General features: G+C 63.6%; 22 protein-coding genes. 16 read left to right on the top strand and 6 right to left on the bottom strand.

The features are described 5' to 3' along the window. The first annotated feature begins 5 nt into the window (after positions 1 to 5). The 3 genes from ruvA to ybgC all read left to right on the top strand — a co-directional run bounded on the left by ruvA (position 6) and on the right by ybgC (position 3,015). Positions 6 to 623, top strand: coding sequence for a Holliday junction branch migration protein RuvA (gene ruvA, locus DQW91_RS12000; protein ID WP_112663860.1), 618 nt, complete (start codon positions 6 to 8; stop codon positions 621 to 623). A gap of 463 nt (positions 624 to 1,086) precedes the next feature. Then, on the top strand, positions 1,087 to 2,160 hold the full coding sequence (gene ruvB / locus DQW91_RS11990; RefSeq protein ID WP_112663858.1) for a Holliday junction branch migration DNA helicase RuvB: 1,074 nt from the start codon (positions 1,087 to 1,089) through the stop codon (positions 2,158 to 2,160). A 408-nt stretch (positions 2,161 to 2,568) separates the two neighbouring features. After that, on the top strand, positions 2,569 to 3,015 hold the full coding sequence (ybgC, locus tag DQW91_RS11980; protein ID WP_198411854.1) for a tol-pal system-associated acyl-CoA thioesterase: 447 nt from the start codon (positions 2,569 to 2,571) through the stop codon (positions 3,013 to 3,015). Between the two features lie 35 nt (positions 3,016 to 3,050). Here the strand turns inward: ybgC and DQW91_RS11975 are convergent, their stop codons facing one another. Continuing rightward, entirely contained in the window at positions 3,051 to 3,425 is a 375-nt protein-coding gene (locus DQW91_RS11975) for a nuclear transport factor 2 family protein (protein ID WP_112663856.1), read from the bottom strand. 352 nt (positions 3,426 to 3,777) lie between these two features. Between DQW91_RS11975 and tolQ the strand changes: the two genes are divergently transcribed. Genes tolQ through tolB form a run of 4 tightly spaced genes read left to right on the top strand, consistent with a single transcriptional unit; the run spans position 3,778 to position 7,423 of the window. After that, on the top strand, positions 3,778 to 4,497 hold the full coding sequence (tolQ, locus tag DQW91_RS11970; RefSeq protein ID WP_112663937.1) for a protein TolQ: 720 nt from the start codon (positions 3,778 to 3,780) through the stop codon (positions 4,495 to 4,497). A gap of 12 nt (positions 4,498 to 4,509) precedes the next feature. Continuing rightward, a complete protein-coding gene (locus DQW91_RS11965) occupies positions 4,510 to 4,956 on the top strand; it encodes an ExbD/TolR family protein (protein WP_198411853.1) in 447 nt (148 codons plus the stop codon). A gap of 21 nt (positions 4,957 to 4,977) precedes the next feature. Then, entirely contained in the window at positions 4,978 to 6,054 is a 1,077-nt protein-coding gene (tolA, locus tag DQW91_RS11960) for a cell envelope integrity protein TolA (protein ID WP_342633214.1), read from the top strand. A 37-nt stretch (positions 6,055 to 6,091) separates the two neighbouring features. Continuing rightward, complete coding sequence (gene tolB, locus DQW91_RS11955) at positions 6,092 to 7,423, top strand: Tol-Pal system beta propeller repeat protein TolB (protein WP_112663935.1); 1,332 nt, start codon at positions 6,092 to 6,094, stop codon at positions 7,421 to 7,423. A 50-nt stretch (positions 7,424 to 7,473) separates the two neighbouring features. Here tolB and DQW91_RS11950 read toward each other — a convergent pair whose 3' ends face one another. Further along, positions 7,474 to 8,064 carry an HdeD family acid-resistance protein gene (locus DQW91_RS11950; RefSeq protein WP_112663934.1) on the bottom strand — a complete coding sequence of 197 codons (591 nt, stop codon included), beginning with the start codon at positions 8,062 to 8,064 and terminating at the stop codon, positions 7,474 to 7,476. An 81-nt stretch (positions 8,065 to 8,145) separates the two neighbouring features. Continuing rightward, complete coding sequence (locus DQW91_RS11945; RefSeq protein ID WP_112663854.1) at positions 8,146 to 9,645, bottom strand: phospholipase D-like domain-containing protein; 1,500 nt, start codon at positions 9,643 to 9,645, stop codon at positions 8,146 to 8,148. Between the two features lie 295 nt (positions 9,646 to 9,940). Here DQW91_RS11945 and pal point away from each other — a divergent pair, with 295 nt between their 5' ends. From pal to DQW91_RS16625, 7 genes are all read left to right on the top strand, one after another. Then, a complete protein-coding gene (pal, locus tag DQW91_RS11940; RefSeq protein ID WP_425373395.1) occupies positions 9,941 to 10,441 on the top strand; it encodes a peptidoglycan-associated lipoprotein Pal in 501 nt (166 codons plus the stop codon). Positions 10,442 to 10,551: 110 nt separating this feature from the next. Next, complete coding sequence (ybgF, locus tag DQW91_RS11935) at positions 10,552 to 11,538, top strand: tol-pal system protein YbgF (protein ID WP_112663853.1); 987 nt, start codon at positions 10,552 to 10,554, stop codon at positions 11,536 to 11,538. Positions 11,539 to 11,557: 19 nt separating this feature from the next. Then, on the top strand, positions 11,558 to 12,574 hold the full coding sequence (tilS, locus tag DQW91_RS11930; protein WP_112663852.1) for a tRNA lysidine(34) synthetase TilS: 1,017 nt from the start codon (positions 11,558 to 11,560) through the stop codon (positions 12,572 to 12,574). Positions 12,575 to 12,741: 167 nt separating this feature from the next. Further along, positions 12,742 to 14,661 carry an ATP-dependent zinc metalloprotease FtsH gene (ftsH, locus tag DQW91_RS11925; RefSeq protein WP_112663851.1) on the top strand — a complete coding sequence of 640 codons (1,920 nt, stop codon included), beginning with the start codon at positions 12,742 to 12,744 and terminating at the stop codon, positions 14,659 to 14,661. A 227-nt stretch (positions 14,662 to 14,888) separates the two neighbouring features. Beyond that, positions 14,889 to 16,229, top strand: a complete 1,341-nt coding sequence (gene glmM, locus DQW91_RS11920) for a phosphoglucosamine mutase (RefSeq protein ID WP_112663932.1) — start codon at positions 14,889 to 14,891, stop codon at positions 16,227 to 16,229. 155 nt (positions 16,230 to 16,384) lie between these two features. Next, on the top strand, positions 16,385 to 17,161 hold the full coding sequence (locus DQW91_RS11915; protein WP_112663850.1) for an outer membrane protein: 777 nt from the start codon (positions 16,385 to 16,387) through the stop codon (positions 17,159 to 17,161). 16 nt (positions 17,162 to 17,177) lie between these two features. Next, positions 17,178 to 17,681: a hypothetical protein gene (locus tag DQW91_RS16625; RefSeq protein ID WP_157961432.1), complete on the top strand. Its 504-nt coding sequence runs from the start codon at positions 17,178 to 17,180 to the stop codon at positions 17,679 to 17,681. A gap of 13 nt (positions 17,682 to 17,694) precedes the next feature. On the opposite strand, the gene DQW91_RS11905 is transcribed toward DQW91_RS16625, so the two are convergent. After that, positions 17,695 to 20,835: an efflux RND transporter permease subunit gene (locus DQW91_RS11905; protein WP_112663848.1), complete on the bottom strand. Its 3,141-nt coding sequence runs from the start codon at positions 20,833 to 20,835 to the stop codon at positions 17,695 to 17,697. A gap of 109 nt (positions 20,836 to 20,944) precedes the next feature. Continuing rightward, positions 20,945 to 22,177, bottom strand: coding sequence for an efflux RND transporter periplasmic adaptor subunit (locus tag DQW91_RS11900; RefSeq protein WP_112663847.1), 1,233 nt, complete (start codon positions 22,175 to 22,177; stop codon positions 20,945 to 20,947). Between the two features lie 215 nt (positions 22,178 to 22,392). Between DQW91_RS11900 and DQW91_RS11895 the strand changes: the two genes are divergently transcribed. Continuing rightward, positions 22,393 to 23,565 (top strand): phosphoserine transaminase, encoded by a 1,173-nt coding sequence (locus DQW91_RS11895; protein ID WP_112663931.1) that lies wholly within the window; start codon positions 22,393 to 22,395, stop codon positions 23,563 to 23,565. A 178-nt stretch (positions 23,566 to 23,743) separates the two neighbouring features. Then, complete coding sequence (gene serA / locus DQW91_RS11890) at positions 23,744 to 25,336, top strand: phosphoglycerate dehydrogenase (protein WP_112663846.1); 1,593 nt, start codon at positions 23,744 to 23,746, stop codon at positions 25,334 to 25,336. Between the two features lie 70 nt (positions 25,337 to 25,406). Here the strand turns inward: serA and DQW91_RS11885 are convergent, their stop codons facing one another. Beyond that, a complete protein-coding gene (locus DQW91_RS11885) occupies positions 25,407 to 26,312 on the bottom strand; it encodes a DMT family transporter (protein WP_112663845.1) in 906 nt (301 codons plus the stop codon). Positions 26,313 to 26,381: the final 69 nt, after the last annotated feature.

The following is a 26,381-nucleotide window of genomic DNA, read 5'->3' as shown; positions in this document are numbered from 1 at the left end:
CGAACGTGATCGGCAAACTCAAAGGCGTCATCGATTCCTACGGTGAGGATTTCGTGATCCTCGACGTGCATGGCGTCGGCTATGTGGTCCATTGCTCCTCGCGCACGCTCCAGCACCTTCCGTCCACCGGCGAGGCGGCGGTGCTTTCCATCGAAACGCATGTCCGCGAAGACATGATCCGCCTGTTCGGCTTCCGCTCGGACGCGGAGCGCGAATGGTTCCGCCTGCTCCAGAGCGTGCAGGGCGTCGGTGCGAAGGTCGCGCTCGGCATTCTCTCGGTACTCGACCCCGCGAACATCGGAACCGCCATCGCCACGGGCGACAAGGCGGCGGTGGCGCGCGGCCCCGGCGTCGGGCCAAAGCTCGCCCAGCGCATCGTCTCCGAATTGAAGGACAAGGTTCCCGCCTTCGCAGGTGTCGATCCGGCGCTTATTCGCCTCACGGATTCGATTGACGACCGAAGCGCTCCCGCGCCCGTGGCGGATGCCATCTCGGCGCTGGTCAATCTCGGCTATCCCCAGGTCCAGGCCTCGGCAGCGGTGGCCGCCGCCATGAAGCAGGCCGGCGACGAGGCAGAGGCGAAGACCTTGATCAGGCTGGGCTTGAGGGAACTGGCGCGTTAAGCCGATGCATTGGCTTATCTTCGCAAGTCTCGGCCCGCTGATCGGATTAGCGAGCTTCCTTACAGCTGTCGCTTTAGTCGGTGGAGATCCCCTTCTTGAGCCAATAATGGTTGGGGTTCTGGTAGGCTTACCCTTTGCGCACCTCTTCGGAATAGCCCCTGCACTTGTTGCAGCACTTGCCGTTCGCCAGCTTCAAATCAGAGAGCTTAAGCATCAATGGGTTTGGGTTAGCCTGACCGGAATGGCAATTGGCTTCATCTACGTTGCAGTTCTCGACATATCGGGCGCACTTTCTGTTAGAGGGACAACCGTTTTTGTCTATCTGATCACATGCCTCATCCCGACCCTCGTCTGCTGGTATCTGAGCCGATGCTGGACCAACCGTATGGGGCAAACCCCGTGACCCATCGACGTTCCTGTTCTGATCTCATTAAGAATGGCGTATTAGTGTACCGCCGCCTCTATGAAGTCTTTGGAAGGTAAGCCCCTCTTGACCGATTCCCGCCGCCTGATCAGCCCTGAAAAGCGCGAGGACGATGTCGATGCGTCGATCCGGCCGTTGTCGCTTGACGATTTCACGGGCCAGAAGGCCGCGCGCGCCAATCTCCAGGTGTTCATCAACGCCGCGAAGGCGCGAGGCGATGCGCTTGATCACGTGCTGTTCGTCGGCCCGCCCGGTCTCGGCAAGACGACGCTGGCGCAGATCGTGGCGCGTGAACTCGGCGTGAACTTTCGCTCGACGTCCGGTCCGGTGATCGCGAAGGCGGGTGATCTTGCCGCGCAGCTCACGAACCTCGAAGAGCGCGACGTGCTCTTCATCGACGAGATCCACCGCCTCAATCCGGCGGTGGAGGAAATCCTCTATCCCGCGATGGAGGATTACCAGCTCGATCTCATCATCGGCGAAGGCCCCGCCGCACGCTCGGTGAAGATCGAACTGCCGAAATTCACGCTTGTTGGCGCGACGACACGCGCGGGCCTTCTCACCACGCCGTTGCGCGACCGTTTCGGCATTCCGATCCGCCTCGAATTCTACACGGTGGAAGAACTCGAACTCATCGTGCGGCGTGGCGCGCGCGTGATGGGGCTCAACATGAGCGAGGAAGGTGCGAACGAAATCGCCCGCCGCGCGCGCGGAACGCCGCGCATCGCGGGCCGCCTGCTGCGCCGCGTGCGCGACTTCGCCATCGTCGAGGGGGCCGATGTCGTGTCGCGCGAACTCGCCGACCGTTCGCTGCGCCTGCTCGATGTGGACCCCATCGGCCTCGACCTCATGGACCGCAAATATCTCACCATGATCGCCACGTCCTTCGGCGGCGGACCCGTGGGCATCGAGACCATCGCGGCAGCGCTCTCCGAGCCACGCGACGCCATCGAGGACATCATCGAGCCTTATCTCATCCAGAAAGGCTTCGTGCAGCGTACTCCGCGCGGCCGTATCCTCACGCCGCATGCCTTCAAGCATCTCGGCATGGCGGAGCCTACGCGCGAGGCCACCGCGCAGTTCGGGCTGTTCAACGGGGATGAGGATGCGTGAGCATTATAGGCAGATGAAGTCGTTCAACTTTCTGCTTGTGCTCATAGCCGTGCTTACGCCCTCCGTCTCTTTGGCATGCATAATCTCCTACAATCCGGAGCACTCGACGGACAAGATCGTGACCTTCGATGTCCGCCTTAAGTCAGGCGAAAAATGCGCTGTTCCTGGAGATGGACAAGATGCGGTCCATTTCCGGTCAGGTGAAAAGACGAGCCTCAACAGAGGTCGTTATGACCGATTGAAACACGAGTTGTCGAACGGGAGGAATCCGAGGAAGGCGCGCTGGCAATATGTGTATGCGGCTCCCAAGGGATGGTCGGGTTCCGATACCGTCGGGATCTCCTATTCCAGCCCGTCTGTAGAAAACATATTCAAGATCAGCGTTTCTCCATGAGAGAGAAGTCACCGATGAATGAGACATCCTGGCCCCATCTCTCAGGTCACATGCACGACGGCGCACATCACCTGCCGATCCGCGTCTATTACGAGGACACGGATTTTTCCGCGCGCGTTTATCATGCGAGTTACCTGCGCTTCATGGAGCGCGGGCGCACGGAGCTGTTGCGGGCGGTTGAAGTCGCGCAGTCGGATCTGCATGCCGAGATGGGCGGGCTGGCCTTCGTCGTGCGCAAGATGACTATCGATTTTCGCGGCGCGGCGCTGATGGATGACGTGCTCACCATTGTCACGTTCCCGAAAGAGATGCGCGGGGCCTCGATGACGCTGGCGCAGGAAGTGCGCCGGGGCGAGGAGGTGCTCGTCGCGGCGGACGTGATGGTCGCCGCCGTGCGTGGCGGGCGCGCGGTGCGCATTCCCGATGAGCTGCGCGCCGCGTTGACGCCCTTGGAGGAATAGGCAAAGGGGGAGCCGTCGGGCTCCCCGATGCAGGATCAGGCCGCTATCGCCCTGTCGAGCACGGGCGTGCCGATCTTGAACCAGGCCCTGGTGATCTTGTCGCCCTCGACCTCGTAGATCGCCAGGACGTCAACGCGTCCGGGGCCTTCCGGGAAGGTGCGGGTCACCACTTCCTGATCGACGACGATGTTGCCCACGGCGAGGCGCTTGACGAGCTGGCCGAACAGGTTCGGCTCCTGGAACCGCGCCATGTGGCGTTCGCGGATCTGGGCTGCGCCATTTGCAAGAAGATCCGAAGGGAAGCCGAAATACTGCGCATCCTCGGCCCAGTGGGACATGAAGGCCTCAATGTCGCGCGTGTTATAGGCGTCGAGTTGCTTCTGCACGATTTCGCAGGGGTCGATATCCATTGTTCTGCCCTTCCAATTTTCAAACGTTATTGAAACAAAGTTTCTTTGATTTGCCGGCCCGAAGCGCCCCAAACGGACAACTCCGACTGATTCCGGAGGCGCCTTCCTATCTCGAAGGCCCGCCTTAAACCAAGCTTTAACCTTACTCTGTGCTTAACAGGTAACAGACCGGGCGGATCTGCGCGCCGGGCCCGAACGCCCTTATTTTCGACAGATTCGAGGGCGAACGAGCACGGATAAGCACAAGGTTTTCCCGAGGGCCTGATCCGGATAAGCGGTGCCCGTTTTCCGAAAAGATCGCGCCCGAGACAAGCGGGGCCGTTTGACGCGGCCTGAAAACGAGGACGAGATTATGAACCCGGCTGACGTCGCCCAGGCCGCCCCCGTCGTGCACGACATGTCCCTGTTCGGGCTGTTCTGGCAGGCGCACTTCATCGTCAAGCTCGTGATGATCGGGCTTCTTGCGGCATCCGTCTGGTGCTGGGCCATCATCATCGACAAGACGCTGCTTTTCGGGCGCACCAAGCGGGCGATGGACCGCTTCGAGGAGGTGTTCTGGTCCGGCCAATCGCTGGAGGAGCTTTATCGCTCGCTGCAGGGCCGCAACCCGAGCGGCCTTGCCGCCGTGTTCCTTGCCGCGATGCGTGAATGGAAGCGCTCCTTCGAAGGCTCCGGCCGCTCGTTCCAGAGCCTGTCGCAACGCATCGACAAGGTGCTCGACGTGACGATCCAGCGCGAGGTGGAGCGTCTTGAATCGCGCCTCACCGTTCTCGCCTCGATCGGTTCCGCCGGCCCTTACATCGGCCTTTTCGGCACGGTGGTCGGCATCATGAATTCCTTCACCTCCATTGCCGCCTCGAAGAACACCAGCCTCGCGGTGGTCGCGCCCGGCATCGCGGAGGCGCTGTTCGCTACCGCCATCGGCCTCTTCGCGGCCATTCCTGCGGTGCTCGCCTACAACAAGCTGCACAACCAGGTGGGTAAGCTGCAGTCGCGGCTTGAAGGTTTTGCCGACGAGTTCTCCGCGATCCTCTCGCGCCAGATCGACGAGCGCATCGCGCTCGCGGCTTGAAGGTAGACGGCGATGGCATCCACGGCAGGCATGGCTTCGGGAGGCGGGCGTCGGCGGCGGCGCGCGCGTCGCGGCGGCGCGATCAACGAAATCAACATGACGCCGTTCATCGACGTCACATTGGTGTTGCTCATCATCTTCATGGTGGCCGCGCCCATGATGTCGGCGGGCGTTCCGCTCGATTTGCCGCAGACGAAGGCCGCGCCGCTGAACTCCGACGCCAAGCCCGTGACGCTCTCCATCAAGGCAACCGGACAGGTCTTCCTCGATGAGGCAGAGCTGCAGGATCAGGCGATCGTCGGCAAGCTCGCGGAAGTGTCGAAGAAGGGCTTCGAGGAGCGCGTGTTCATCCGCGCGGACAAGAAGGTCGACTACGGCCGCGTGGCGCAGGTGATGTCGATCGTCTCGACGGCCGGTTACACGCGCGTCGCGCTCGTGACGGAACCGGATCAGCGGTAAGAAGGGGCAGGGCACAAAGCCGTGGCGTTGAAGCTCAAATTCAACCCCTCCGAACCCGGTTTCTGGGTTTCCGGCGTTGCGCATGTGACGCTGCTGGCGGCTGCCATGTTCACGCTGACCGCGAATACTTTTCCCGAGGCGCAGGAAGGCATCCCCGTCGAGGTGTTCACCGACAACACGGTCTCGCAGATCACCAAGGGCGAGACGACGGCAAAGCAGGTGCAGCCGACGCCCAAGCCCCGCGCCGACCGTGTCGCCGACAAGGCCGAGCAGAAGGACCCCGGCGAGGACAAGCGCGATGCGCCGTCTCCGCCGAAGCGCCCCGAGGACGTGAAGGTCGCGGACAAGGAAGAAGCCTCCGCGAGCGCACCGCCTCCGCCGCCCCCGCCCGCAAAGCCGCAAGTCGACCCGAAGGTCGAGGAGTTGCGCCTGCAAGCGGAGAAGGCCGAGGCCGAAGCCATCGCACAGCAAAAGGCGGCGGAAGCGAAGGCCAAGGCTGAAGCCGAGGCGAAGGCGAAGGCCAAAGCGGAAGCTGACGCCAAGGCGAAGGCCGAAGCGGAGGCAAAAGCCAAGGCCGACGCGGAAGCCAAGAAACTCGCCGACGCGAAAGCCAAGGCGGATGCCGAGGCGAAGGCGCGTAAAGAAGCAGAGGCCGCCAAGAAGCTCGACTTCGGCGACATCAAGCAGCTTCTGCAGAACAAGGAAAAGCACCAGTCGACCGGCGCGACCGGATCAGAGGTGAACAAGGTCGCCTCGCTCGGCACGCAGACAGGATCGGCGGCGAAGTTGAGTCCGAGCATGATCGATGCTCTTCGCGGTGTCCTGAAAGAGCAGATCAACAAATGCTATTCGCAATCGGTTGCTGCGACTGCCGGGGCATTCACATTTCCTGTGATCGATGTGTGGTTCCGTGAGGACGGGTCGCTCTCGGCGGAGCCGAAGGTTTACAGTTCCGGATCTAGTCCGATGGAGAAGGCGGCTGCGGATGGTGCCATGCGCGCCATACGCCGCTGTGCGCCCTACAACATTCCCCCAAAATTCGCTCCGTTCTATTCCGAATGGAAGTATTGGCGCTGGGATTTCAGCCCCGATGTCTGATGATGCATCCCGCTTTAATCATCTTATGGATGTGACCATGTTAAAACGCTTCGCCACCTGTGCGTTGACGCTTGCTGCCAGTCTGTTAGCTGGTCTAGTCGTCTTTGCGTCCCCGTCCTATGCCCAGATCACGCTGAGGATCGGCCCCGGCGGACAGTTCCAGCCCATGCCCATCGCCATTGCGGACTTCGCGGGCGAGGGCGATCTCGGGCAACGTGTGTCCGGCATCATCTCCAACAACCTGCAGCGCTCCGGCTACTTCGCGCCGCTCGACAAGTCGCGCTTTCCGGAGCGCCCGTCGTTCGATGCGATGCCGCGTTTCGATGCGTGGAAGATGGCGGGGGCGCAGGCGCTCGTGACGGGGCGCGTGACGCGCGATCCGTCGGGCCGTCTGAAGGCCGAATTCCGCTTGTGGGATGTCGATTCCGGCCAGCAGCTCACCGGCCAGCAATATGTCACCGATCCGAATTTCTGGCGCCGCGTCGGCCACATCATTTCCGATGCGGTCTATACCAAGATCACGGGCTTCGGTGGCTTCTTCGACACGCGCATCGTGTTCGTGGATGAATCCGGCCCGAAGGAAAACCGCCGCAAGCGCCTTGCCATCATGGATCAGGACGGTGCGAACGTTCGCTTCCTCACGCAAGGCGATACGCTCGTCGTGACGCCGCGCTATTCGCCCGCGACGCAGGACATCACCTACATGTCGCAGGCCGAAGGCCAGCAGCCGCGCGTGCAGGTCATCAATCTCGAAACCGGCTCGCGCCAAGTCGTCGGCAATTTCCCGGACATGACATCGAGTCCGCGCTTCTCCCCCGATGGCCAGCGCATCGTCATGAGCCTGCAGCAGGGCGGAAACGCCAACATCTTTATGATGAACCTCGGCTCGCAGGCCACCACGCGCCTGACCTCGACCTCCGCCATCGACACCTCGCCGTCCTTCTCGCCGGATGGACGCGAGATCGTGTTCGAGAGCGACCGCGGCGGGCAGCAGCAGATCTACGCCATGAATGCGGATGGCTCGAACCAGCGCCGCATCTCGTTCGGCGACGGCTCCTACTCGCAGCCCGCCTGGTCGCCGCGCGGCGACTACATTGCCTTCACCAAGCGCCGCGCGGGCGGCTTCTCCATCGGCATCATGAAGCCGGATGGCTCGGGAGAGCGCATCCTCACGGAAGGCTTCCACAACGAGAGCCCGACCTGGGCGCCAAACGGCCAGTACATCGTGTTCTTCCGCGATCCGGGCGGGCAGGCGGGCGGCAAGCTCTATATGGTCGACATCACCGGCCGCGTGGAGCTGCCGATGCCGACGCCGTCCTTCGCGTCGGACCCGACATGGTCTCCGCTGCTCAGCGAAACGCGGCAATGAAAAACGGGGCGCTCAAGCGCCCCGTTTCATTTTGAGCGTCATGTTTTCCGTCACGCCGTCTTCCGGCTCCTGAGCTTGAAGGCGAGGGCGATGAGCGAGATGCCGAACACCATCGCATAAGCGCCGAGCCACCAGGTCAGCACCACCGCGCCGATGAGCGGCGAGATCAGAAGCGCGATGCCGAACAGAACCGACACGATGCCGCTGAAGATCAGCCAGCCCTTGCCGTACTCGGCATGAAGCTTGAAGGCGGCAATGACCATGAGCACGCCGGTGACGAGCGACCACACGCCCATCAGCGTGATGAAGAACAGAACCGTCAGCCCCGGCCATGAGAAGGCGATGATGCCGACGAGAATGTCGACGATGCCGCCGAGCACCAGAAGGCCCCAGCGCTGCCCCTGCCGTGCGGCGCGCACGCCGGAGACGATGCCGAACACGCCGTCCACCAGCATGTAGGCCGAGAAGAACAGGACAAGGGAAAGAATAGTCGCGCCGGGCAGGAAAAAGGCGATCAGCGCAAACAATATGGCAAAGACGCCTCTCAGTGCGATGGCCCACCAGTTCTCGGCCAGGATCGCACTCATCGCCCTGGCCTGGTCGAAAGGTTGGAAGGAACTCGAAGCTCCGCTGCTTGTCATGGTCATCTCCCGTTGAAGGGCGAGCGTAATCCCGCCGCCCGCCGGCAAATATTCAACGCTCAAGCTTGGCCCGGAGTTTCATCACATCCGTGAGGAATTTTGACTCCGTCCAGCGTTCCGCCGCTCCCACCTGTGCCGCATGATGCGGATACGCTGCCTGAGACGTAAGGAGCGGATCAGCAGCGCCGCCCCGAACCAGCCGAGCAGGAGCGTGACAGGCAGAATGATGAGCGGAGGAAACACGATGACCAGTGCGGCGAGAGCGAGGAGCATCGCGCCGATGGTGGCGACGCTGCCGGCCTCTGTCGCCGTGAGCGAGCGCAAGCCTCCTGAATCGCGCCCGATGCTGGAACCAAGGGCGACGGCCCCGGCGGCGAGACGGCCGACAGCGCCGCGCCGCGCGCGACCGGAGCGACGCGACAGCGCGTTGCGTTCCTGACGGCGGCGGGTGACCGATCCGGGGACGACTTCGGTGGCCTGCTTGAGATCCTCCAGGTACATCGCCTCCATCGCCTCGGCGATGGTCTTGTCCTCCACCACCACGTCGAGCTCCCAGTTGGTCGCCCAGCTTGCGATGTTGAGGTTGGTCGAGCCGACTCTGGCCCAGTGTCCGTCCACGACCGCGCTCTTTGCATGCAGCATCGCGCCGTTCCATTCGAACACCCGCACGCCCGCCTCGATGAGCGAGCGATAGCCTGCGCGCACGAAAGGCTGCAGCAGGGGCGAGTCCGTCGAGCCCGGCACGAGGAGGCGCACATCAACGCCATCCTGCGCTGCTTCGCCGAGCGCCTGCACGTAAGCCGTTGTCGGCACGAGATAGGCGTCGGCGATCCAGATGTTGCGCTTCGCGGTCGCCGCGATGAACTGATCGACGCGATAGGCGCGGAACATGCCCGGCTGCCCGCAGATCACGCGCGCATTCGTCGTGCCGGCTGCGGGGATGTCGCTTGCCGCCGCGCATTCCTCGCGTTTGAGCGGCGGCCCTGCGAAGGCCCAGCTATCGGCGAAGGCTGCATCGAGATCCGCCACGACAGGGCCTTCGAGGGAAAGGCCGGTGTCACGCCACGGGTCGGCGTGCGAATTGCCCTGCCAGCTATCCGAAACGCAAAGGCCGGAGACGAAGCCGATGCGCCCATCGACGGTAATCAGCTTGCGGTGGTTGCGGCGCAGGAAAAACGGGTTCGTCAATCGCAGCGGGTTGAAGACGCGCACTTCGATGCCCGCCTCGCGCAGGTCATGCCAGAAGCGGCGCGAGGCGCGGGTGTAGGAGCCGAGCCAATCGTAAAGAACACGCACGCGAACGCCTGCGCGCGCACGCTCTTTCAGAATGGCGGCGAAGTCCCGGCCGGTCTTGTCGTCGGCGATGATGTAGTTCTCGAAATGGATGACCCGCTCGGCCTTGCGCAAGGCGTCGAGCCAGGCCGGGTAGTTCTCTTCCGCGTTGCGCAGGAGCGAGACCTTGTTTCCGGCGCGCAGGTCGCTGTCGGCAATGCGCGCGAAAGCTCTCTCCAGCCGGGGATCCTCCGGGGCGGTAGGCTCTTGGGGCGCGAAGGGCGCGAACCAGGTGTGTGTCTCGGTCATGCTGCAATAACGCACGAGGGCCGATTTCGCGCCATCCCTCTAGGTTCGGCACTCGTGCAGTGCCGTGACGTTCCTTCCCGTTCACCGCCGCTCAAGCGGTTGGGGAAAAAAGCATATTCCGCCACCTCTTTGCCTTATTCACTGCCGATTAACCTTACGCTCAAGTTTTGCGATCGGGGTGCGATTCACCCTTTTTCGCAACCCCTCATCAAGGTTGACGGAACCCTCCCTTAACCATCGACCCGCTATAGAAAACACAACGTTCGGCAGACGTATGTGTAAGGAGTATTGTGCCATGATGACGTTGCGCGCCGTCAAATTCGCCGCTGCGATCGTCCTCGCCCTCGGGGCGGCGGCGTGTTCGTCCAACAAAGATGGAATGGCCGATGGGGCCGGGGGCTACGGAGCCGGTGGTGCGGGCACGCCCGGCAGCGCGCAGGACTTCATCGTCAATGTTGGCGATCGCGTGTTCTTCGAGACCGATGCGACCGACCTGACCCCCACCGCCGTCGCCACCCTCGACAAGCAGGCCCAGTGGCTCAGCCGCTATGCCAACTACAGCTTCGTCGTCGAAGGCCATGCGGACGAACGCGGCACTCGCGAGTATAACTTCTCGCTCAGCGCCCGCCGCGCCCAGGCCGTGCATGACTATCTCGTCTCGCGCGGCATCCAGGCCTCGCGCGTCCGCACCGTGTCCTACGGCAAGGAGCGTCCAGTCGCGGTCTGCAACGACATCTCGTGCTGGTCTCAGAACCGCCGCGCGGTGACGGTGCTGGATACCCGCGCCGGCTCGTAAGCCTGTCAAATCGGAATCTGTTCGTGAACCGAGCGCCGCCACATTCTCGCCGTGGCGGCGCTTTTGTGTTATCGGCACGGTCGTTTAATGACCCCTTCGGTACTCATCCCATGCTGCGCCGCCTGATTGTCTTCTTCGCCCTTGCGACATTGTCCGCCCCTGCCTTCGCGCAGGACGCGGCGGATGCCATCGTCCGCCTCAACCGGCTCGAAAACCAGTTCCGTCAAATGTCGGGGCAGGTCGAGCAGCTCCAATACGAAAACCGCCAGCTCAAGGAGCAACTGCGCAAGTTCCAGGAGGATGTGGAATTCCGCTTCCAGGAAAACCGCGGCGGCTCGAAGCCCGCTCCTTCCACCACGACGCCGACGCGGCCCGGCCAGCCTCCGGCCCAACCGCAGCGCCGGGGCGATGCCTATGAGCCTGGCGCGGTGGCGGAGGCTCCCGGCGCGCCGCTTCCGTTGGGGACGACGCCCCCCTCCACGCCTCTGGCCTCCACGGAGGCTCCGGGCCCGATGGCGCTTCCCGGCGGCCAGCTCGCCGGGATCGGCGATCTGATCGAGCAGGATGAGGCCGCGCCGCCCGGCAGCCGCCCGCTCGATCTCAGTCAGGCGGGCCATGCCGCCGCGCCTCTTCCTGCGACATCTCCCGCAACTGCCCCTGCCGCTACGCCCCCGTCGCGCCAAGGACCGAGCGTGGCCGCTGCGAGCAGCGGCGACCCGCGGTCCGAATACGAGACGGCATACAGCTACCTGACGCAGCGCCAGTACGAGCAGGCGGAGATGGGATTTCGCCGCTTCCTGCAATCCAACCCCCGCGACAAGCTGGTGCCGGATGCCACCTTCTGGCTCGGTGAGAGCTATTTCCAGCGCGGACGCCACCGGGAGGCGGCCGAGCAATTCCTGAACGTTTCCGCCGACCATCCCAATGCCGCGAAAGCGCCTGAGGCTCTTTTGAAGCTCGGCGTCACCCTGAACGCGATCGGCGCGAAGGATCGCGCCTGCGCGGTATTCACGGAGCTCGACCGCAAATATCCGCAAGCGCCGGCGTCGGTGCGTGAAGGTTCGGCACGCGAGCAGAAACGCGTGAAGTGCTCCTGATCTCGGGCCGGGGCCGACCATGAGTGCGACGCCTCACCCCCTGTCGGACGAAAGCCTGAACGCACTTTTTTCGCCATTCCTCAACGCGACGGGCGTTGTCGTCGCCGTGTCGGGCGGGCCGGATTCTATCGCGCTGATGCATCTTCTCGCTCACTGGAATTCTCCTTCACGTCCGCCGGTTTTCGTCGCGACTGTCGATCATGGCCTGCGGCCTGAATCGGCGAAGGAAGCCGCCTTCGTCGTCCGCGAGGCCGAGTTGCTGGGCTTTCCCGGCGCTGTTCTCGAATGGCGGGGAAAGAAACCTGAAACCGGCGTGCAGGAAGCGGCGCGGGAGGCTCGATACGAGCTTCTGGCAAACCATGCCCGCCGCGTTGGTGCATCGCACATCGCCACCGCCCACACGTTGGACGATCAGGCGGAGACGGTGCTGATGCGCATGGCCAGGGGCTCCGGCCTTGCGGGGCTTGCCGGAATGCGGGCAGCGCGAGACCTTGACGGCCTGCATCTGGTGCGCCCGCTTCTCGACATCGGCAAGGCCGACCTCGTCGTGCGGTGCCAGAAGGAAGGGTGGGCCTTCATCATCGACCCCTCCAACGCCAATGAACGCTTTGCGCGGGTGCGCTGGCGCAAGGTGCTGCCGGACCTCGCGAAGGAGGGGCTGACCGCCGAGCGGCTCGCCCGCCTCGCCGCGCGGGCGGGAAGGGCGGAGGAGGCCCTCGACACCAAGGCGCGGGAGGCCTTCTTGCGCGGATGGTCGCAGGAGGAGCGCGCTTTTGCCGCCGCCGTTCTCGGCGAAGAGCCCTTCGAAATCGCCCTGCGGGTGCTGATGCTCCTGTTGTCGAAGGCCGGGCTGGAACCGGATTTTCACCGCCTGGAGCGGCTTGAAGCCTGCCTTGAGCGCTTGCGCGGGGCCATTGCGGAGGGAAGGGCGCTTCGCCTGACGGTCGCCGGCGCGGTCCTTGCCCTCGACAGGCGCGGGCGGCTTACGATTGCCCCGGAGCCGCCGCGCCGGCGCGGGCGGCCCGACAAGGGCTAAGCCGCCAAAATAAACCTTCTTCGCCAAATCTTTGGCCAAACGCACCCGTTCGTGCCGCACCCCTGCCGCATTCCCTTGGCAAGGAAGAAACGCGTGCCTACATTGAACACAGCAGCGTGGGGAACTATTCCTCCCGCATTATCTCGCCCTGGGGCAGACCTGATCCGATGAATCCGAATTTCCGCAATTTCGCCTTGTGGGTTGTCATCTTCCTTCTCGTGCTGGCGCTCGTGACGCTCTTCCAGAGCCCGGGCCACCGGGGTGGAGGCGGCGACATTGCCTATAGCCAGCTGCTTGCCGACGCAGATGCCGGACGCATCACGAACGTCATCATCTCCGGACCGGAGATCAGCGGCACGTATACCGATGGGCGGACCTTCACGACCTATGCGCCGAGCGACCCGATGCTGGTCTCCAAGCTGCAGCAGAAGGGCGTGCAGATCACGGCCCGTCCGCAGTCGGATTCGACGCCGTGGTTCATCGCGGTTCTCATGAACATTCTGCCCATCGCGCTCTTCATCGGCGCCTGGGTCTTCCTGTCGCGCCAGATGCAGAACGGCGCGGGCAGAGCCATGGGTTTCGGCAAGTCCAAGGCCAAGCTTCTCACCGAGGCGCATGGCCGCGTGACCTTCGACGATGTCGCGGGCGTGGACGAGGCCAAGGAGGATCTGCAGGAGATCGTCGAGTTCCTGCGCGATCCGCAGAAGTTCCAGCGCCTCGGCGGACGCATTCCCCGCGGCGTTCTGCTCGTCGGCCCTCCCGGCACGGGTAAGACGCTGACCGCGCGCGCCGTTGCGGGCGAGGCGAACGTTCCGTTCTTCACCATCTCGGGCTCGGATTTCGTCGAGATGTTCGTGGGCGTCGGCGCGAGCCGCGTGCGCGACATGTTCGAGCAGGCGAAGAAGAATGCGCCGTGCATCATCTTCATCGACGAGATCGACGCGGTCGGCCGCCATCGCGGCGCCGGCCTTGGCGGCGGCAACGACGAGCGCGAGCAGACCCTTAACCAGTTGCTGGTGGAGATGGACGGCTTCGAGGCCAATGAAGGCATCATCATCATTGCCGCCACGAACCGCCCCGACGTGCTCGATCCGGCGCTTCTGCGCCCGGGCCGCTTCGATCGTCAGATCGTCGTGCCGAACCCGGACGTGGTCGGCCGCGAGAGGATTCTGAAGGTGCATGTGCGCAAGGTTCCGCTCGCTCCGGATGTGGACCTGAAGGTGATCGCGCGCGGCACCCCCGGCTTCTCGGGCGCGGACCTCATGAACCTCGTCAACGAGGCGGCCCTGCTCGCGGCCCGCCGCGGCAAGCGTATCGTGACGATGAACGAGTTCGAGGACGCGAAGGACAAGGTGATGATGGGCGCGGAGCGCCGCACCCTCGTCATGACCGACGACGAAAAGCGCCTGACCGCCTATCACGAGGCCGGTCACGCGGTCGTCGCCCTCAACGTTCCGGCGACGGACCCTGTGCACAAGGCCACCATCATTCCGCGTGGCCGCGCGCTCGGCATGGTCATGCAGCTGCCGGAGCGCGACAAGCTCTCGATGTCCTACGAGCAGATGACCTCGCGCCTCGCCATCATGATGGGCGGGCGCATCGCGGAAGAGATGATCTTCGGCAAGGAGAAGGTGACCTCTGGCGCGCAATCCGACATCGAGCAGGCGACGCGCCTTGCCCGGATGATGGTGACCAAGTGGGGCTTCTCGCCCGAACTCGGCACCGTGGCCTATGGCGAGAACCAGGACGAGGTTTTCCTCGGCATGCAGATGGGCCGCCAGCAGAACGTCTCGGAAGCGACCGCGCAGAAGATCGACTCGGAAGTCCGCCGCCTCGTGGAAGGCGGCCTCGAAGACGCTCGCCGCATCCTCACCGAGCGCCGGGGTGACCTCGAGGCGCTGGCCAAGGGCCTGCTCGAATACGAGACCCTGACCGGCGACGAGATCAAGAACCTCATCGACGGCCAGCCGCCAATCCGCGACACGGGCGAGCCCGTGAACCCGACCCGCGGCTCCCCGGTTCCTTCCGCCGGGCGCAGCCGCCCGCGCGAGACGGATGGCGGAATGGAACCACAGCCGCAAGCGTAATATCGTATCAATAACCCCATGAAACCGAACGCCCGCCCCACCAGGCGGGCGTTTTGTTTACCTCCCGTCAAAGAATGCCTTGGCACAACGGCCTCGCTTCTTCGTTGTAATATTTGCTCATCACTTGTGATGGGGGAATGCCGGCCGGATCCTTGACCGGAGTCATGGAGATTGCTTTGAAACACTTGAACGGCGCGAAGGCGCAACCGAGCCCGGAGAAGAGCAACGTGCGTAAATACTTTGGAACTGACGGCATTCGCGGCCGCGCCAATGGGGTCATCACGCCGGAACTGGCGCTGAAGGTCGGGCAGGCGGCGGGGCTTTTGTTCCAGCGCGGCGAATACCGCCACCGGGTGGTGATCGGCAAGGACACGCGGCTCTCCGGCTACATGATCGAATACGCGCTGGTGGCCGGCTTCACCTCAGTCGGCATGGACGTGCTGCTGCTCGGCCCGATGCCGACGCCGGCGGTCGCCATGCTCACCCGCTCCATGCGCGCCGATCTCGGCGTCATGATCTCTGCCTCCCACAACGCTTATGAGGACAACGGCATCAAGCTGTTCGGCCCCGATGGCTTCAAGCTCTCGGACGAAGTCGAGCACGAGATCGAGACCCTTCTCGACGAGGATCTCACTTCTCGTCTCGCCTCTCCCGCCGCCATCGGTCGCGCACGGCGCATCGAGGGCGCCGTCGCCCGCTATATCGAATTCGCAAAGCGCACCCTGCCGCGTCATGTCGATCTCGAAGGCATGCGCATCGTCGTTGATTGCGCCAACGGCGCGGCCTACAAGGCCGCTCCCGAGACGCTGTGGGAGCTGGGGGCGGAAGTCATTTCCATCGGCGTCGAGCCGGACGGCTTCAACATCAACCGCAAGGTCGGCTCCACTGCGCCAGATGCGCTGGTGCAGAAGGTGCGCGAGACCCGCGCGGATGTGGGCATCGCGCTCGATGGCGATGCCGATCGCCTCATCATCGTCGATGAGAAGGGCCAGGTGGTGGATGGCGATCAGCTCATGGCCGTCGTCGCACGCGCCTGGCATGAGGACGGCCTGCTGAGCCAGTCGGGCATCGTCGCGACCGTCATGTCCAATCTCGGCCTTGAGCGCTTCCTGGGTGGCATGGGACTCGATCTCGTGCGCACCTCTGTTGGTGACCGTTACGTTCTCGAACACATGCGCAACCACGGTTTCAACCTCGGCGGCGAGCAATCCGGCCATATCATCATGTCCGACTACGCTACGACCGGGGACGGGCTGATTGCGGCCCTGCAGCTTCTCTCCGTGGTCAAGCGCCTCGACAAACCGGTGTCGGAAGTCTGCCATTGCTTCGAGCCGCTGCCGCAGATCCTCAAGAACGTGCGCTACAAGTCCGGCCAGCCGTTGACCAACGATTCCGTCGTCAGCGCCATCGACGCCGCGCGCGAGCGCCTCGGTAAGCAAGGTCGCCTCGTCATTCGCCCATCCGGCACCGAGCCGGTCATCCGCGTCATGGCGGAGGGGGACGATCACGATCTCGTTCTGCGAGTCGTCGATGACGTGGTCGAGGCCCTGACCCGCGCGGCGGCGTAAGGCAGGCCCGACCGGAACAATGATGGCGCGGCCTCAAGGGCCGCGCTTTTGTTTTGCGGCGAGGGCGATGCGCACCCATCAGCGTCGCCAACCCTCCGTTAAGGTTAAGCAGCCTTTAAGCACTTCGCTCCATAGTAACAGGCCACGCGGCTCTCATGGGCGCGCGGCCTGTCGATGTGGAGTTGTTTTTCGTGCGCTCGATGAAGCTCATTCTTGCCGGTCTGACGATCAATCTCGTCGGCGCTTATGCCTTGGCCGCCGACCTGCCGCCCGCCCCGGTTCTCGATGAGGCCGAGGATGAGATCGGCTCGGGCTGGTACCTGCGCGGAGATATCGGCGCGCTCGCCCAATCGATACCCCACAAGCAGCGCACCTATGGCTTCGGCGGCGTGCCGTCTGTGAGTCACGCCCGCTTCGACCGGAACATCTCCGCCGGTCTTGGCGTCGGCTATCAGTTCAGCCCGTGGTTCCGCGCTGAGGTCGCTGTCGATCAGAGGTTCGAGGCCTCCTACAAAGGAACGCGCTTCGGTGCGGGTTCAACCGCTGTCGACCGCGCGGATTTTTACGCGACGACCGTCATGGCGAACGCCTATGTCGATCTGCCTGTTGCAGCGGGCATCACGCCTTACATCGGCGCGGGCATCGGCTTCAGCCGCAACCGCATCGAGGCCTCCGAGCGGGCGCTTTACGGGGCAGACGGAGCCTTCACCGGTATATCCCTGCTTAACGCGCGCACCGACACCTCTTTCATCTGGGCACTGATGGCGGGCGTCGCCTTCGACATCACGCACAGCATCAAGATCGATCTCGGCTATCGCTACACGCGCCTCGGGGATGCCCGCTCGCGCTATGGCGACAACGCCCCTGCAATCCGCGCCAGCGACATCGATGGGCATGAGCTGCGCATTGGTGCGCGTTACGTCTTCAATTGATCGAACGAAAACTCGGATGGATGCGCCACACGATCTAACCGAAGTTTGCGAGCGCTTGAATGCACTGGAGCCAGGTTTCCTACCAAGCCCAGTCTTTCATGCCATCGCGCGCCTCATGGTGACTGTCACGTTCGTCGTCGTCCCGCTACTAAGGAGGGGTGGTCAGACATTGGTACTGCTCTCGCGAAGAGAGCCGGATGGAACGGTTTATCCATCTATGCTCAATGTTGCAGGAACCGTCATCCTCGCAAGCGACGAAAATCTGAAGGCAACCTATGATCGCCTCGTCAGCAAGGAGCTGAACGGCATCCCGATACTGAGCGAGCCTGTCTTTGTTGGAAACGTCTACGATCAGATTGCTCGCGGGCGAGAGCTTTCTTTGGTCCATTGGGTCGAACTTGGTCCTAATGTTCCAATGGATTCACTAAGAAATGTCGCCGACCTACCTGATGATCTCGTGGTTAGTGACCGACCAAGGATATTGATGGCCGCCTCACATTTCGAGGCGGGTTATCGATAGAAGATCTCGCACGTTACTCCGCCGGTTGGCGGGGCGGCGCGCGTTCGCCATGCGGCGTCGAGCCTGTTTCAGCGCGCAGCTTGTCGAGCAATTCGCTGACATAGGTCGATGGCTTGGTGAAGCCGCCGAGCAGCAGATAGATTGCCGGGATCACGACAACGGTCAGGAGCGTCGAGACGGTGACGCCGCCGACAATCACGGAACCGATGGCGCTGCGCGCTTCAGCGCCCGCGCCGGTGGACCAGGCGAGCGGAATCGCGCCGCCGATCATGGCGATGGAGGTCATCAGGATCGGGCGAAGACGCAGCACGGACGCTTCGATCACCGCATCGCGCACCGAGAGTCCCTGCTCACGCAGCTGGTTCGAGAATTCGACGATCAGAATGCCGTTCTTCGTCATGAGGCCAATGAGCAGGATCATGCCGATCTGGCTGTAGATGTTGAGCGTCTGCCCCGTCAGGACGAGGGCTAGCAATCCGCCGGTGACGGCGAGCGGCACCGTGAGCATGATGATGAACGGGTTGATCCAGCTTTCGAACTGCGCCGCGAGCACGAGGAACACCACGAGCAGCGCCATCGCGAAGGTGATGTAGATCGCGCCGGTCGAATCCAGGAAGTCCTTCGATTGGCCGGTGTAACCGATGCGCACCTCTGGCGGCAGGTTGTCGCGCACGATCTGCTGCAGGATCTCGAGGCCTTCGCCAATGGAGGTTCCGGGAGCAAGCGAAGACTGGATCGTGATCGAACGCAGGCGATCGAACCTGTTGAGAGCCTGCGGCGCGGCCGATTCCGAGAGGGAGACGAACGAGGAGAGCGGAACAAGATCACCGTTGGCCGCACGGATGAAGGTGTTGGTCAGGTCGTTGGGGCTCGCCCTGTCCTCGGCCCTTGCGCGCATGATGACGGGGTACTCGTCACCCCGGCTGACGAAGGTGGATACCTCGCTCTCGCCGAACATCAATTCGAGGGTGCGCCCGATGTCCTCGACCGAGACGCCGAGATCGGCGGCGCGGTGGCGGTCGATCTGCACTCTGATATCGGGTTGCGACTCGCGATAGTTGGAATCGATGTTCACGAAGCGGCCGGTCTCCTGGGCCTTCTGCATGACGATGTCACGCCAGCCGCGGATGGTCTCGTAGTCGGGACCGCCGAGAACGAACTGGATCGGCTGCCCGAACCCGCCCGCGCCGCCGAAGGAGGGCGGGTTGACGATGGACACGCGCGCGCCTGGAAAGTTCGACACCTTCGGCGTCATCTGGCGGACCAGATCCTGCTGGCTGACGGTGCGGTCCTCCCACGGCACGAGACGGACGATCACGATGCCTTCGTTCACCGGCGAAGGCCGTGCGAACCCCGGAGCCACCTGGCTCAGCATGGAGGACACGATGCCCTCCTGCTGCAACGGCATGAGCGCGCGCTCGACTTCCTTCACCCGGTCGCGGGTGTAGTCGAGGCTCGCGCCTTCCGGCGCCTGCAGCCTGACGATGATGGCGCCCCGATCCTCGGTGGGCGAGAATTCCTTCGGCACCATCTGGAACAGACCGTACGCGGCGAGCGAAACTCCGAAGCCGATGGCCAGGATGAGGACGGGCGCGCGCAGGGCTCGCGACAGAAGCCAGCGATAGCCATCGTTCATCTTGGTGAAGAGAGGCTCTGTCATCGTCTGGATGCGGCCATGCGCCGGCACCATGAGCTTGGAGCAGAGCATCGGGGTCAGCGTGCGCGCCACGACGCCGGAGAAGAAGATCGACGCGGCGAGCGTGATGGCGAATTCGCGGAACAGCTTGCCCGTGTTGCCGGTCATGAAAGCGAGGGGCACGAACACCGCCATGAGCGTCGCGGTTGTGGCGATGACCGCGAAGCCGATTTCGCGCGCGCCGTCGAACGAGGCGAGAAGCGGCGGTTGCCCTTCCTCGATGCGGCGATGCACGTTCTCGATCTCGACGATGGCGTCATCGACCACGATGCCGATGGCGAGCACGATGGCGAGCAGCGTCAGCACATTGATGGAAGCGTTGAAGAAGCTCATCACCATGAAGGCGGCGATGATCGAAACCGGGATCGCCACCATCGCGACGATGGTCGAGCGCCAGTCGCGCAGGAAGAGCAGGATCACGAGAATGACGAGGATGATGCCTTCGACCAGCGTGTGCAGCACGCCGTCGATGGAAGCGCGGATGAACTGGCTCTCGTCATAGAGAACCTGCGCTGTCGTTCCGGGGGGCAGGGCGCTCTTCAGATTGTCCAGTTCCGCGCGCACGTTGTCCGCCACCGAGAGCGTATTGGCGGTGGCCTGTCGCACGACGCCGAGGCCGATTGCGGTTTCGCCCGATTGGTAGAACTCGAAGCGGGTGTCCTCTGCTCCCACTTCCACACGCGCGACCTCGCCCAGGCGCACGAGATAGCCGTTCTTGTTGCTGACGATCACCTGCTGGAATTGCTCAGGAGTGGCGAGGCGGGAATCCGTCTTGACCGTGAATTCGCGCTGCGCGGATTCGACTCGCCCGCCGGGAAGCTCGACGTTCTGCCGCTTGATCGCGGTTTCCACGTCCTGCACCGTGAGGCCGCGCGCGGCGAGAGCGGGACGGTCGATCCACACGCGCATGGCAAAGCGCCGCTCGCCGCTGAGATTGACATTGGCGACGCCGGGAATGGTGGAAAGGCGGTCCACGTAGACGCGCTTGAGGAAGTCGCTGAGTTCGAGCGCGTCGAGCGTGGAGGAGGTGACGCCGACCCACATGATCGCCTGCGCGTTCGCGTCGACCTTGCGCACCACGGGCGTGTCGGCACCATCGGGCAGGCGACCGGCGACGCGGGAGACAGCATCGCGCACGTCCGATGTTGCCGCCTCCGGATCACGCTCCACGTTGAATTCGATGGAGACGGAGGAGCGGTCGTTCTGGCTTTGCGACGTGATCTGGCGAATGCCCTCGATGCCCGCGACCGCGCCCTCGATGACCTCCGTCACGCGGCTCTCGATCACTTCGTTCGATGCGCCGCGATAAACCGTCGAGACCGAGACGACGGGACGATCTACCTGCGGATATTCGCGGACGGGAAGATTGTTGAGCGACGCAAGGCCGCCGACGATCAGCAGCAGGCTGACGACGACAGCGAAAACGGGGCGGCGGATGAAGAGGTCTGAGACCTGCATGGCGCTGTTCGCTCCAGTTCGGCGAATTCGATTAATGCGACGTTCGTGTCATCCTCGGCGAGCCGAAGGTGAGCAGGAGAGGCATGATGCGCGCCATGCCTCTCGTCCCTTATTTCTGTTCAGCCGCGTTCGCGGTGCCGATGGCCTGCGGCGAGCTCACGGAGCTGCGCGAGGGCTGCGAAGCGGATTTCGGCGCGCTGGTGGGCGCTGCTGGAGTGCCCGAGCCGAGCGGGCGTGCAATCACTTCTCCGCCCGGGCGCACGCGCTGCACGCCGAGCACGACGATGGTTTCGCCGGTCTTGAGCCCGTCCAGCACCTCCACCTTGCCGTTCTGGCGCTGGCCGATGCGTATGACGCGGCGTTCGACCTTGTTGTCCTTCACCGGATAGACGATGTGGCGAAGGCCTTCGCTGACCACGGCCTCTTCGGGCACGAGAACAGCATCGTCCTTCGCCTGGACCTCAAGGGCGACGGTGAGGAACATGCCGGGCTTGAGCGCCTCGTCGGGATTGTCGAATTCAGCGGTCAGGCGCACCGAGCGGGTTACGGCATCGACGCGCGGATCGATGGTGGACACCGTGCCCTTGAACACCCGGCCCTGATAGGCGGCGGAAGCGGCGTTGACCGTCTGGCCCGGCTTGAGACGGCCGAGGATGTTTTCCGGCACGGAGAAATCGAGGCGGACCTTCGAGAGATCGTCGAGGGTCGTGATTCGCGTGCCCGGCGAGATATAGGCGCCGAGTGAAACCGAGCGGGTGCCGACCCGGCCCGCGAAGGGCGCGCGGATCGTCAGGTCCTCCAGCCGTGCCTCGGCGGCCTTGCGCTGCGCCTGGGCGGCGGCGATGGCGCCTTCGAGGGACTTCACCTGAGCCGTCAGATCTTCGACCTGCGCTTCCGTGCCAGCGCCGCTGCGGCGCAGGGTCTGGGCGCGCTCAAGCTTGATGGCGACCTCGTTACGGAGCGCGACGGCGCGGTTGGCCTCGGCGGTGGTCTGTTCGATATCGGCGCGGCGCTCGGCGGCGTCGAGCTGCACCAGCATGTCGCCTGCCTTTACCTTCTGGCCTTCCTCGAAGCCGATCTTGTCGATGACGCCTGCGGTTTTCGCAGTCACGGTGATCGATTCATAGGCACGCAGCGTGCCGACGGCTTCCCGGATTTCGACGATTCGCCCTGTCTTGACCGTATCGACTTCCACGCTTGCGGGCCCCGCTGCGCCCCGACCGCGTGGAGATGCCGCGGTCTGGTTCTCGGCTTTGCCGAAAAAGCCTTGATAGGCATACCAACCGCCAAGCCCCGCGATACCCAGCGCGGCAATGACGGCAAGTTGACCGGACAAACGCATGCTCGTTCCTCAAGATCCGAAATTTCGGAAAGTTGCTAGCACAACTCGTGCCAACCTTTATGGCCTATAATCAAGAACACACGAGCTTTTGTATTACGATTTCGTAATCTTGCTCGCGGACGCAATTTTCCTTGACCCGCGATTGCCGCTCCGTCATACCCATCAGCGGGACACCTCTCCCCACCGAGAGGCGCCCATCTGTAAGGATGGATCACATGACGAATATGCCTGTCGCGCGCCCTCGCGCGCCCTTTTTCTCGTCCGGCCCCTGCGCGAAGCGCCCCGGATGGACCCTGCAAAATCTCAAGACCGAAAGCCTTGGCCGTTCGCATCGCGCCAAGCTCGGTAAGGAGCGCCTGAAGCTCGCCATCGACCTCACCCGCGAGGTGCTGGAGGTGCCGGCCGATTACCGTATCGGCATCGTGCCCGCCTCCGATACTGGCGCGGTTGAAATGGTGCTGTGGTCGCTGCTCGGCGTACGCCCGGTGGAAATGCTGGCCTGGGAGAGCTTCGGTGAAGGATGGGTCACCGATGTCGTCAAGCAGCTCAAGCTCGACGATGCCCGCGTCATCACGGCTCCTTATGGCGAACTCCCGGATCTTGCGAAGGTGGACACCAAGACCCGCGACGTCGTCTTCACCTGGAACGGCACGACCTCCGGCGTGCGCGTTCCCAATGCGGACTGGATCGCGGCCGACCGTGAAGGCCTGACGATTTGCGATGCCACCTCGGCGGCCTTCGCGCAGAACCTCGATTTCGCCAAGCTCGATGTCGTCACCTTCTCCTGGCAGAAAGTGCTCGGCGGTGAGGCGGCTCACGGCATGCTCATTCTCTCGCCCCGCGCGGTGGAGCGTCTCGAGACTTACAAGCCCGCCTGGCCGCTGCCGAAGATCTTCCGCATGACCAAGGGCGGCAAGCTCATCGAAGGCATCTTCGAAGGCGAGACCATCAACACGCCGTCCATGCTGGCGGTTGAGGATTATATCGACGCGCTCGAATGGGCGAAGTCCATCGGCGGTCTTAAAGGCCTGCGCGCAAAGGCCGACGCCAACGCGAAGGTCGTTCTCGACTGGGTCGCGAAGACCCCGTGGATCGCCAATCTCGCGAAGGATGCGGCGAACGCTTCCAACACCAGCGTCTGTCTCGTGGTGTCCGATTCCGAGGTTGTCGCCAAGGGCCCGGAAGCCGTGGCGCAGGTCGCCAAGGGCATCACCGCCGCGCTCGACAAGGAAGGCGTCGCCCTCGACATCGGCGCGTATCGCGATGCGCCTCCCGGCCTTCGCATCTGGTGCGGTGCGACCGTCGAGACCTCCGACCTTCAAGCCCTGACGCCCTGGCTCGATTGGGCCTTCGCGCAGGAAAAGGCGAAGCTCGCGAAAGCGGCGTGATTAAAGCCCTCTCCCCATCGCGGGAGAGGCTGATCGGCGAAGGCCGACCGCGAGAGGGGCGCTCTCGAATACGACGCCGCCCCTTTCATCGCACTCCAACGATTTTCAGCCCCACTCCCGACCTCGCTGCGCGAGGCTTCTCTCCAGCAGAGGGAAGAGGGAGATCACAAGGTGCCCCATGACCAAACCTCGCGTTCTCATTTCGGATGCTCTTTCGCCCGCCGCCGTGCAGATCTTCAAGGATCGCGGCGTCGAGGTCGATTTCCAGCCGGATCTCGGCAAGGACAAGGACAAGCTCGCTGCCATCATCGGCAACTATGATGGCCTTGCCATCCGCTCCGCCACGAAGGTGACGGCGAAGATTCTCGAGCAGGCCAAAAACCTCAAGGTGATCGGCCGCGCCGGCATCGGCGTCGACAATGTCGAGATCCCCGCCGCCACGGCGAAGGGCGTGATTGTGATGAACACGCCGTTCGGCAATTCGATCACCACCGCCGAACATGCGATTGCGATGATGTTCGCCCTCGCGCGCCAGATCCCGCAGGCCGATGCTTCGACGCAAGCCGGCAAGTGGGAGAAGAACCGCTTCATGGGTGTCGAACTGACGGCTAAGGTTCTCGGCGTCATCGGTTGTGGCAATATCGGCTCCATCGTCGCCGATCGCGGCATCGGCCTTCGCATGAAGGTCATCGCTTACGATCCCTTCCTGTCGCCCGAGCGCGCGATTGAACTCGGCGTGGAAAAGGTCGAGCTCGAGGATCTTCTGCGCCGCGCCGATATCATCACGCTGCACGTGCCGCTGACGGAGAAGACGAAGAACATTCTCTCGGCGGAAAACATCGCCAAGACGAGGAAGGGCGTGCGCATCATCAACTGCGCGCGCGGTGGCCTTGTCGATGAAGCCGCCTTGCGCGCGGCGCTCGATTCCGGCCATGTCGCCGGTGCGGCCTTCGATGTGTTCACGGTGGAGCCCGCGACGGAGAACCCGCTCTTCGGCCATCCGAACGTGGTCTGCACGCCGCATCTCGGCGCGGCCACGACGGAAGCGCAGGAGAACGTGGCTTTGCAGGTCGCCGAGCAGATGTCGGATTACCTTTTGCAGGGCGCGATCCAGAACGCGGTGAACTTCCCTTCGATCTCGGCGGAAGAAGCGCCGCGCCTGAAGCCGTTCGTCACGCTCGCCGAAAAGCTCGGCTCGTTCCTCGGCCAGCTCACGGAAGCGCCGATCAAGGGCATCCGCATCGAATACGAAGGCGATGTGGCCGAGATGAACACCCGTGCGCTCACCTCCGCCGCCGTCACCGGCGCGCTACGCCCCTTCCTGCAGGACATCAACATGGTGTCGGCTCCCGTCATCGCCCGCGAGCGCGGCATCACGGTGGAAGAGGTCAAGCGCGAGAGCGGCGCGCGTGATTATGAAAGCTTCATCCGCGTCATCGTCGAGGCGGAAGATTACGCGCGCCATGCGGGCGGCACCGTGTTCCAGGACGGCAAGCCGCGCGTCACGGAAATTCGCGACATCGCGGTCGATGCCGAATTCGCGCCGCACATGATCTACGTGCGTAACGCCGACAAGCCGGGCTTCATCGGCAATTTCGGCACGCTCCTCGGTACGTCCGGCGTCAACGTCGCGACCTTCGCGCTCGGCCGCGACAAGCCGGGTGGGGACGCGATCTGCTTCGTTTCCGTTGATCAGCCGGTGACGGATGAGCTCCTGCGCAAGATCGAAGAGATCCCGCAGGTCAAGCGCGCCCGCGCTGTGCGGTTCTGAAACGCCGCTCTTTGAGAGAAAATGCGAAAGCCCTGTCACTCCCGTGGCAGGGCTTTTTCCATGCGCCTTGTTACGCGCGCCGTTCCGCCAGCCAGATACCGCCGAGCACCATGACGAGGCCGATGGCGTGATAGATCGCAAAGGGTTCGCCGAGCAGGACGACCGCGAGAAGCGCGCCGAAGACCGGCACGAGATTGACGAACAATCCCGCCCGCGCCGGGCCGATGAGTTCGACGCCGCGAATGAAGAAGATCTGCGAAAGGAGTGAGGGGAACAGCGCCACATAGAGCAGCACGGCCCATCCGGTCAGCGTCGGCCATTGTGCCTTTCCGCTGGCTATTTCCGCCGCCACGAGCGGCAGCGACGTGAGAAACGCGACAATGGCAAGGCCGGCGAAGAACACGAGCCCCGGCACGGCGGGGCGCTGGCGCAGGCCGAGGGTGTAGCCGGCATAGAACACGCAGGCGATCAGCATCAGCCCGTCGCCGAAATTGATGCCGAGCGCGCGCAGCACGGCAAGATCGCCGCGAACGGACACAACAATGACGCCGACGATCGTGACGGCCATGCCGAGAATCTGGAGCGGGCCGACACGGCTGCGGAAGAAGAGCACCGCGCCGATCAGCACGAGAACCGGAATTGCGCCCTGAAAGATCGTGAGATTGACCGCGCTCGTGTAATGCGCTGCGCCGTAGAACAGGGCGTTGAAAGCGGTGAAGCCGCATGTGCCCATCGCGACGATCAGCCAACCCTTCGCTTTCAGCTTCGGCCAGGCCTCAGTCACCTGGCGGCCCACCAGCGGCAGCATGATCGCGACGACGATTATCCAGCGCAGCGCGACGAGGACCATCGGCGAAATTTCGCCGACCGCGAGACGCCCGGCGACGCCGTTGCCACCCCAGAACAGGGTGGTGGTGGCAAGCAACAGATACGCTTGGCCGTTGAACCATTGCCAGAGCGCGCGCAGCATAGACATGGGCCTTAGAACCTCAGCGCTCTTGCACCCGCGCGCCGTTCGGGTAAACCGATGCCCAAAATGGAGGCA

Origin of the sequence: Microvirga flavescens (assembly GCF_003290125.1) — a bacterium.
In the GTDB taxonomy this organism is placed as follows: domain Bacteria; phylum Pseudomonadota; class Alphaproteobacteria; order Rhizobiales; family Beijerinckiaceae; genus Microvirga; species Microvirga flavescens.
Note: the sequence above shows the minus strand (reverse complement) of the source record. Positions and strands in the feature narration are given on the sequence as shown.

Coding starts and splice junctions, on each gene's coding strand:
- DQW91_RS11945 (WP_112663854.1), bottom strand. CDS start 9,645: ATGACCGAGACACACACCTGGTTCGCGCCCTTCGCGCCCCAAGAGCCT.
- DQW91_RS11900 (WP_112663847.1), bottom strand. CDS start 22,177: ATGCGTTTGTCCGGTCAACTTGCCGTCATTGCCGCGCTGGGTATCGCG.
- ruvB (WP_112663858.1), top strand. CDS start 1,087: ATGAAGTCTTTGGAAGGTAAGCCCCTCTTGACCGATTCCCGCCGCCTG.
- tilS (WP_112663852.1), top strand. CDS start 11,558: ATGAGTGCGACGCCTCACCCCCTGTCGGACGAAAGCCTGAACGCACTT.
- tolQ (WP_112663937.1), top strand. CDS start 3,778: ATGAACCCGGCTGACGTCGCCCAGGCCGCCCCCGTCGTGCACGACATG.
- tolB (WP_112663935.1), top strand. CDS start 6,092: ATGTTAAAACGCTTCGCCACCTGTGCGTTGACGCTTGCTGCCAGTCTG.
- DQW91_RS11915 (WP_112663850.1), top strand. CDS start 16,385: ATGGGCGCGCGGCCTGTCGATGTGGAGTTGTTTTTCGTGCGCTCGATG.
- ftsH (WP_112663851.1), top strand. CDS start 12,742: ATGAATCCGAATTTCCGCAATTTCGCCTTGTGGGTTGTCATCTTCCTT.
- DQW91_RS11965 (WP_198411853.1), top strand. CDS start 4,510: ATGGCATCCACGGCAGGCATGGCTTCGGGAGGCGGGCGTCGGCGGCGG.
- DQW91_RS11905 (WP_112663848.1), bottom strand. CDS start 20,835: ATGCAGGTCTCAGACCTCTTCATCCGCCGCCCCGTTTTCGCTGTCGTC.
- ybgC (WP_198411854.1), top strand. CDS start 2,569: ATGAATGAGACATCCTGGCCCCATCTCTCAGGTCACATGCACGACGGC.
- DQW91_RS11975 (WP_112663856.1), bottom strand. CDS start 3,425: ATGGATATCGACCCCTGCGAAATCGTGCAGAAGCAACTCGACGCCTAT.
- DQW91_RS11895 (WP_112663931.1), top strand. CDS start 22,393: ATGACGAATATGCCTGTCGCGCGCCCTCGCGCGCCCTTTTTCTCGTCC.
- ybgF (WP_112663853.1), top strand. CDS start 10,552: ATGCTGCGCCGCCTGATTGTCTTCTTCGCCCTTGCGACATTGTCCGCC.
- DQW91_RS16625 (WP_157961432.1), top strand. CDS start 17,178: ATGGATGCGCCACACGATCTAACCGAAGTTTGCGAGCGCTTGAATGCA.
- DQW91_RS11885 (WP_112663845.1), bottom strand. CDS start 26,312: ATGTCTATGCTGCGCGCGCTCTGGCAATGGTTCAACGGCCAAGCGTAT.
- serA (WP_112663846.1), top strand. CDS start 23,744: ATGACCAAACCTCGCGTTCTCATTTCGGATGCTCTTTCGCCCGCCGCC.
- DQW91_RS11950 (WP_112663934.1), bottom strand. CDS start 8,064: ATGACAAGCAGCGGAGCTTCGAGTTCCTTCCAACCTTTCGACCAGGCC.
- pal (WP_425373395.1), top strand. CDS start 9,941: ATGATGACGTTGCGCGCCGTCAAATTCGCCGCTGCGATCGTCCTCGCC.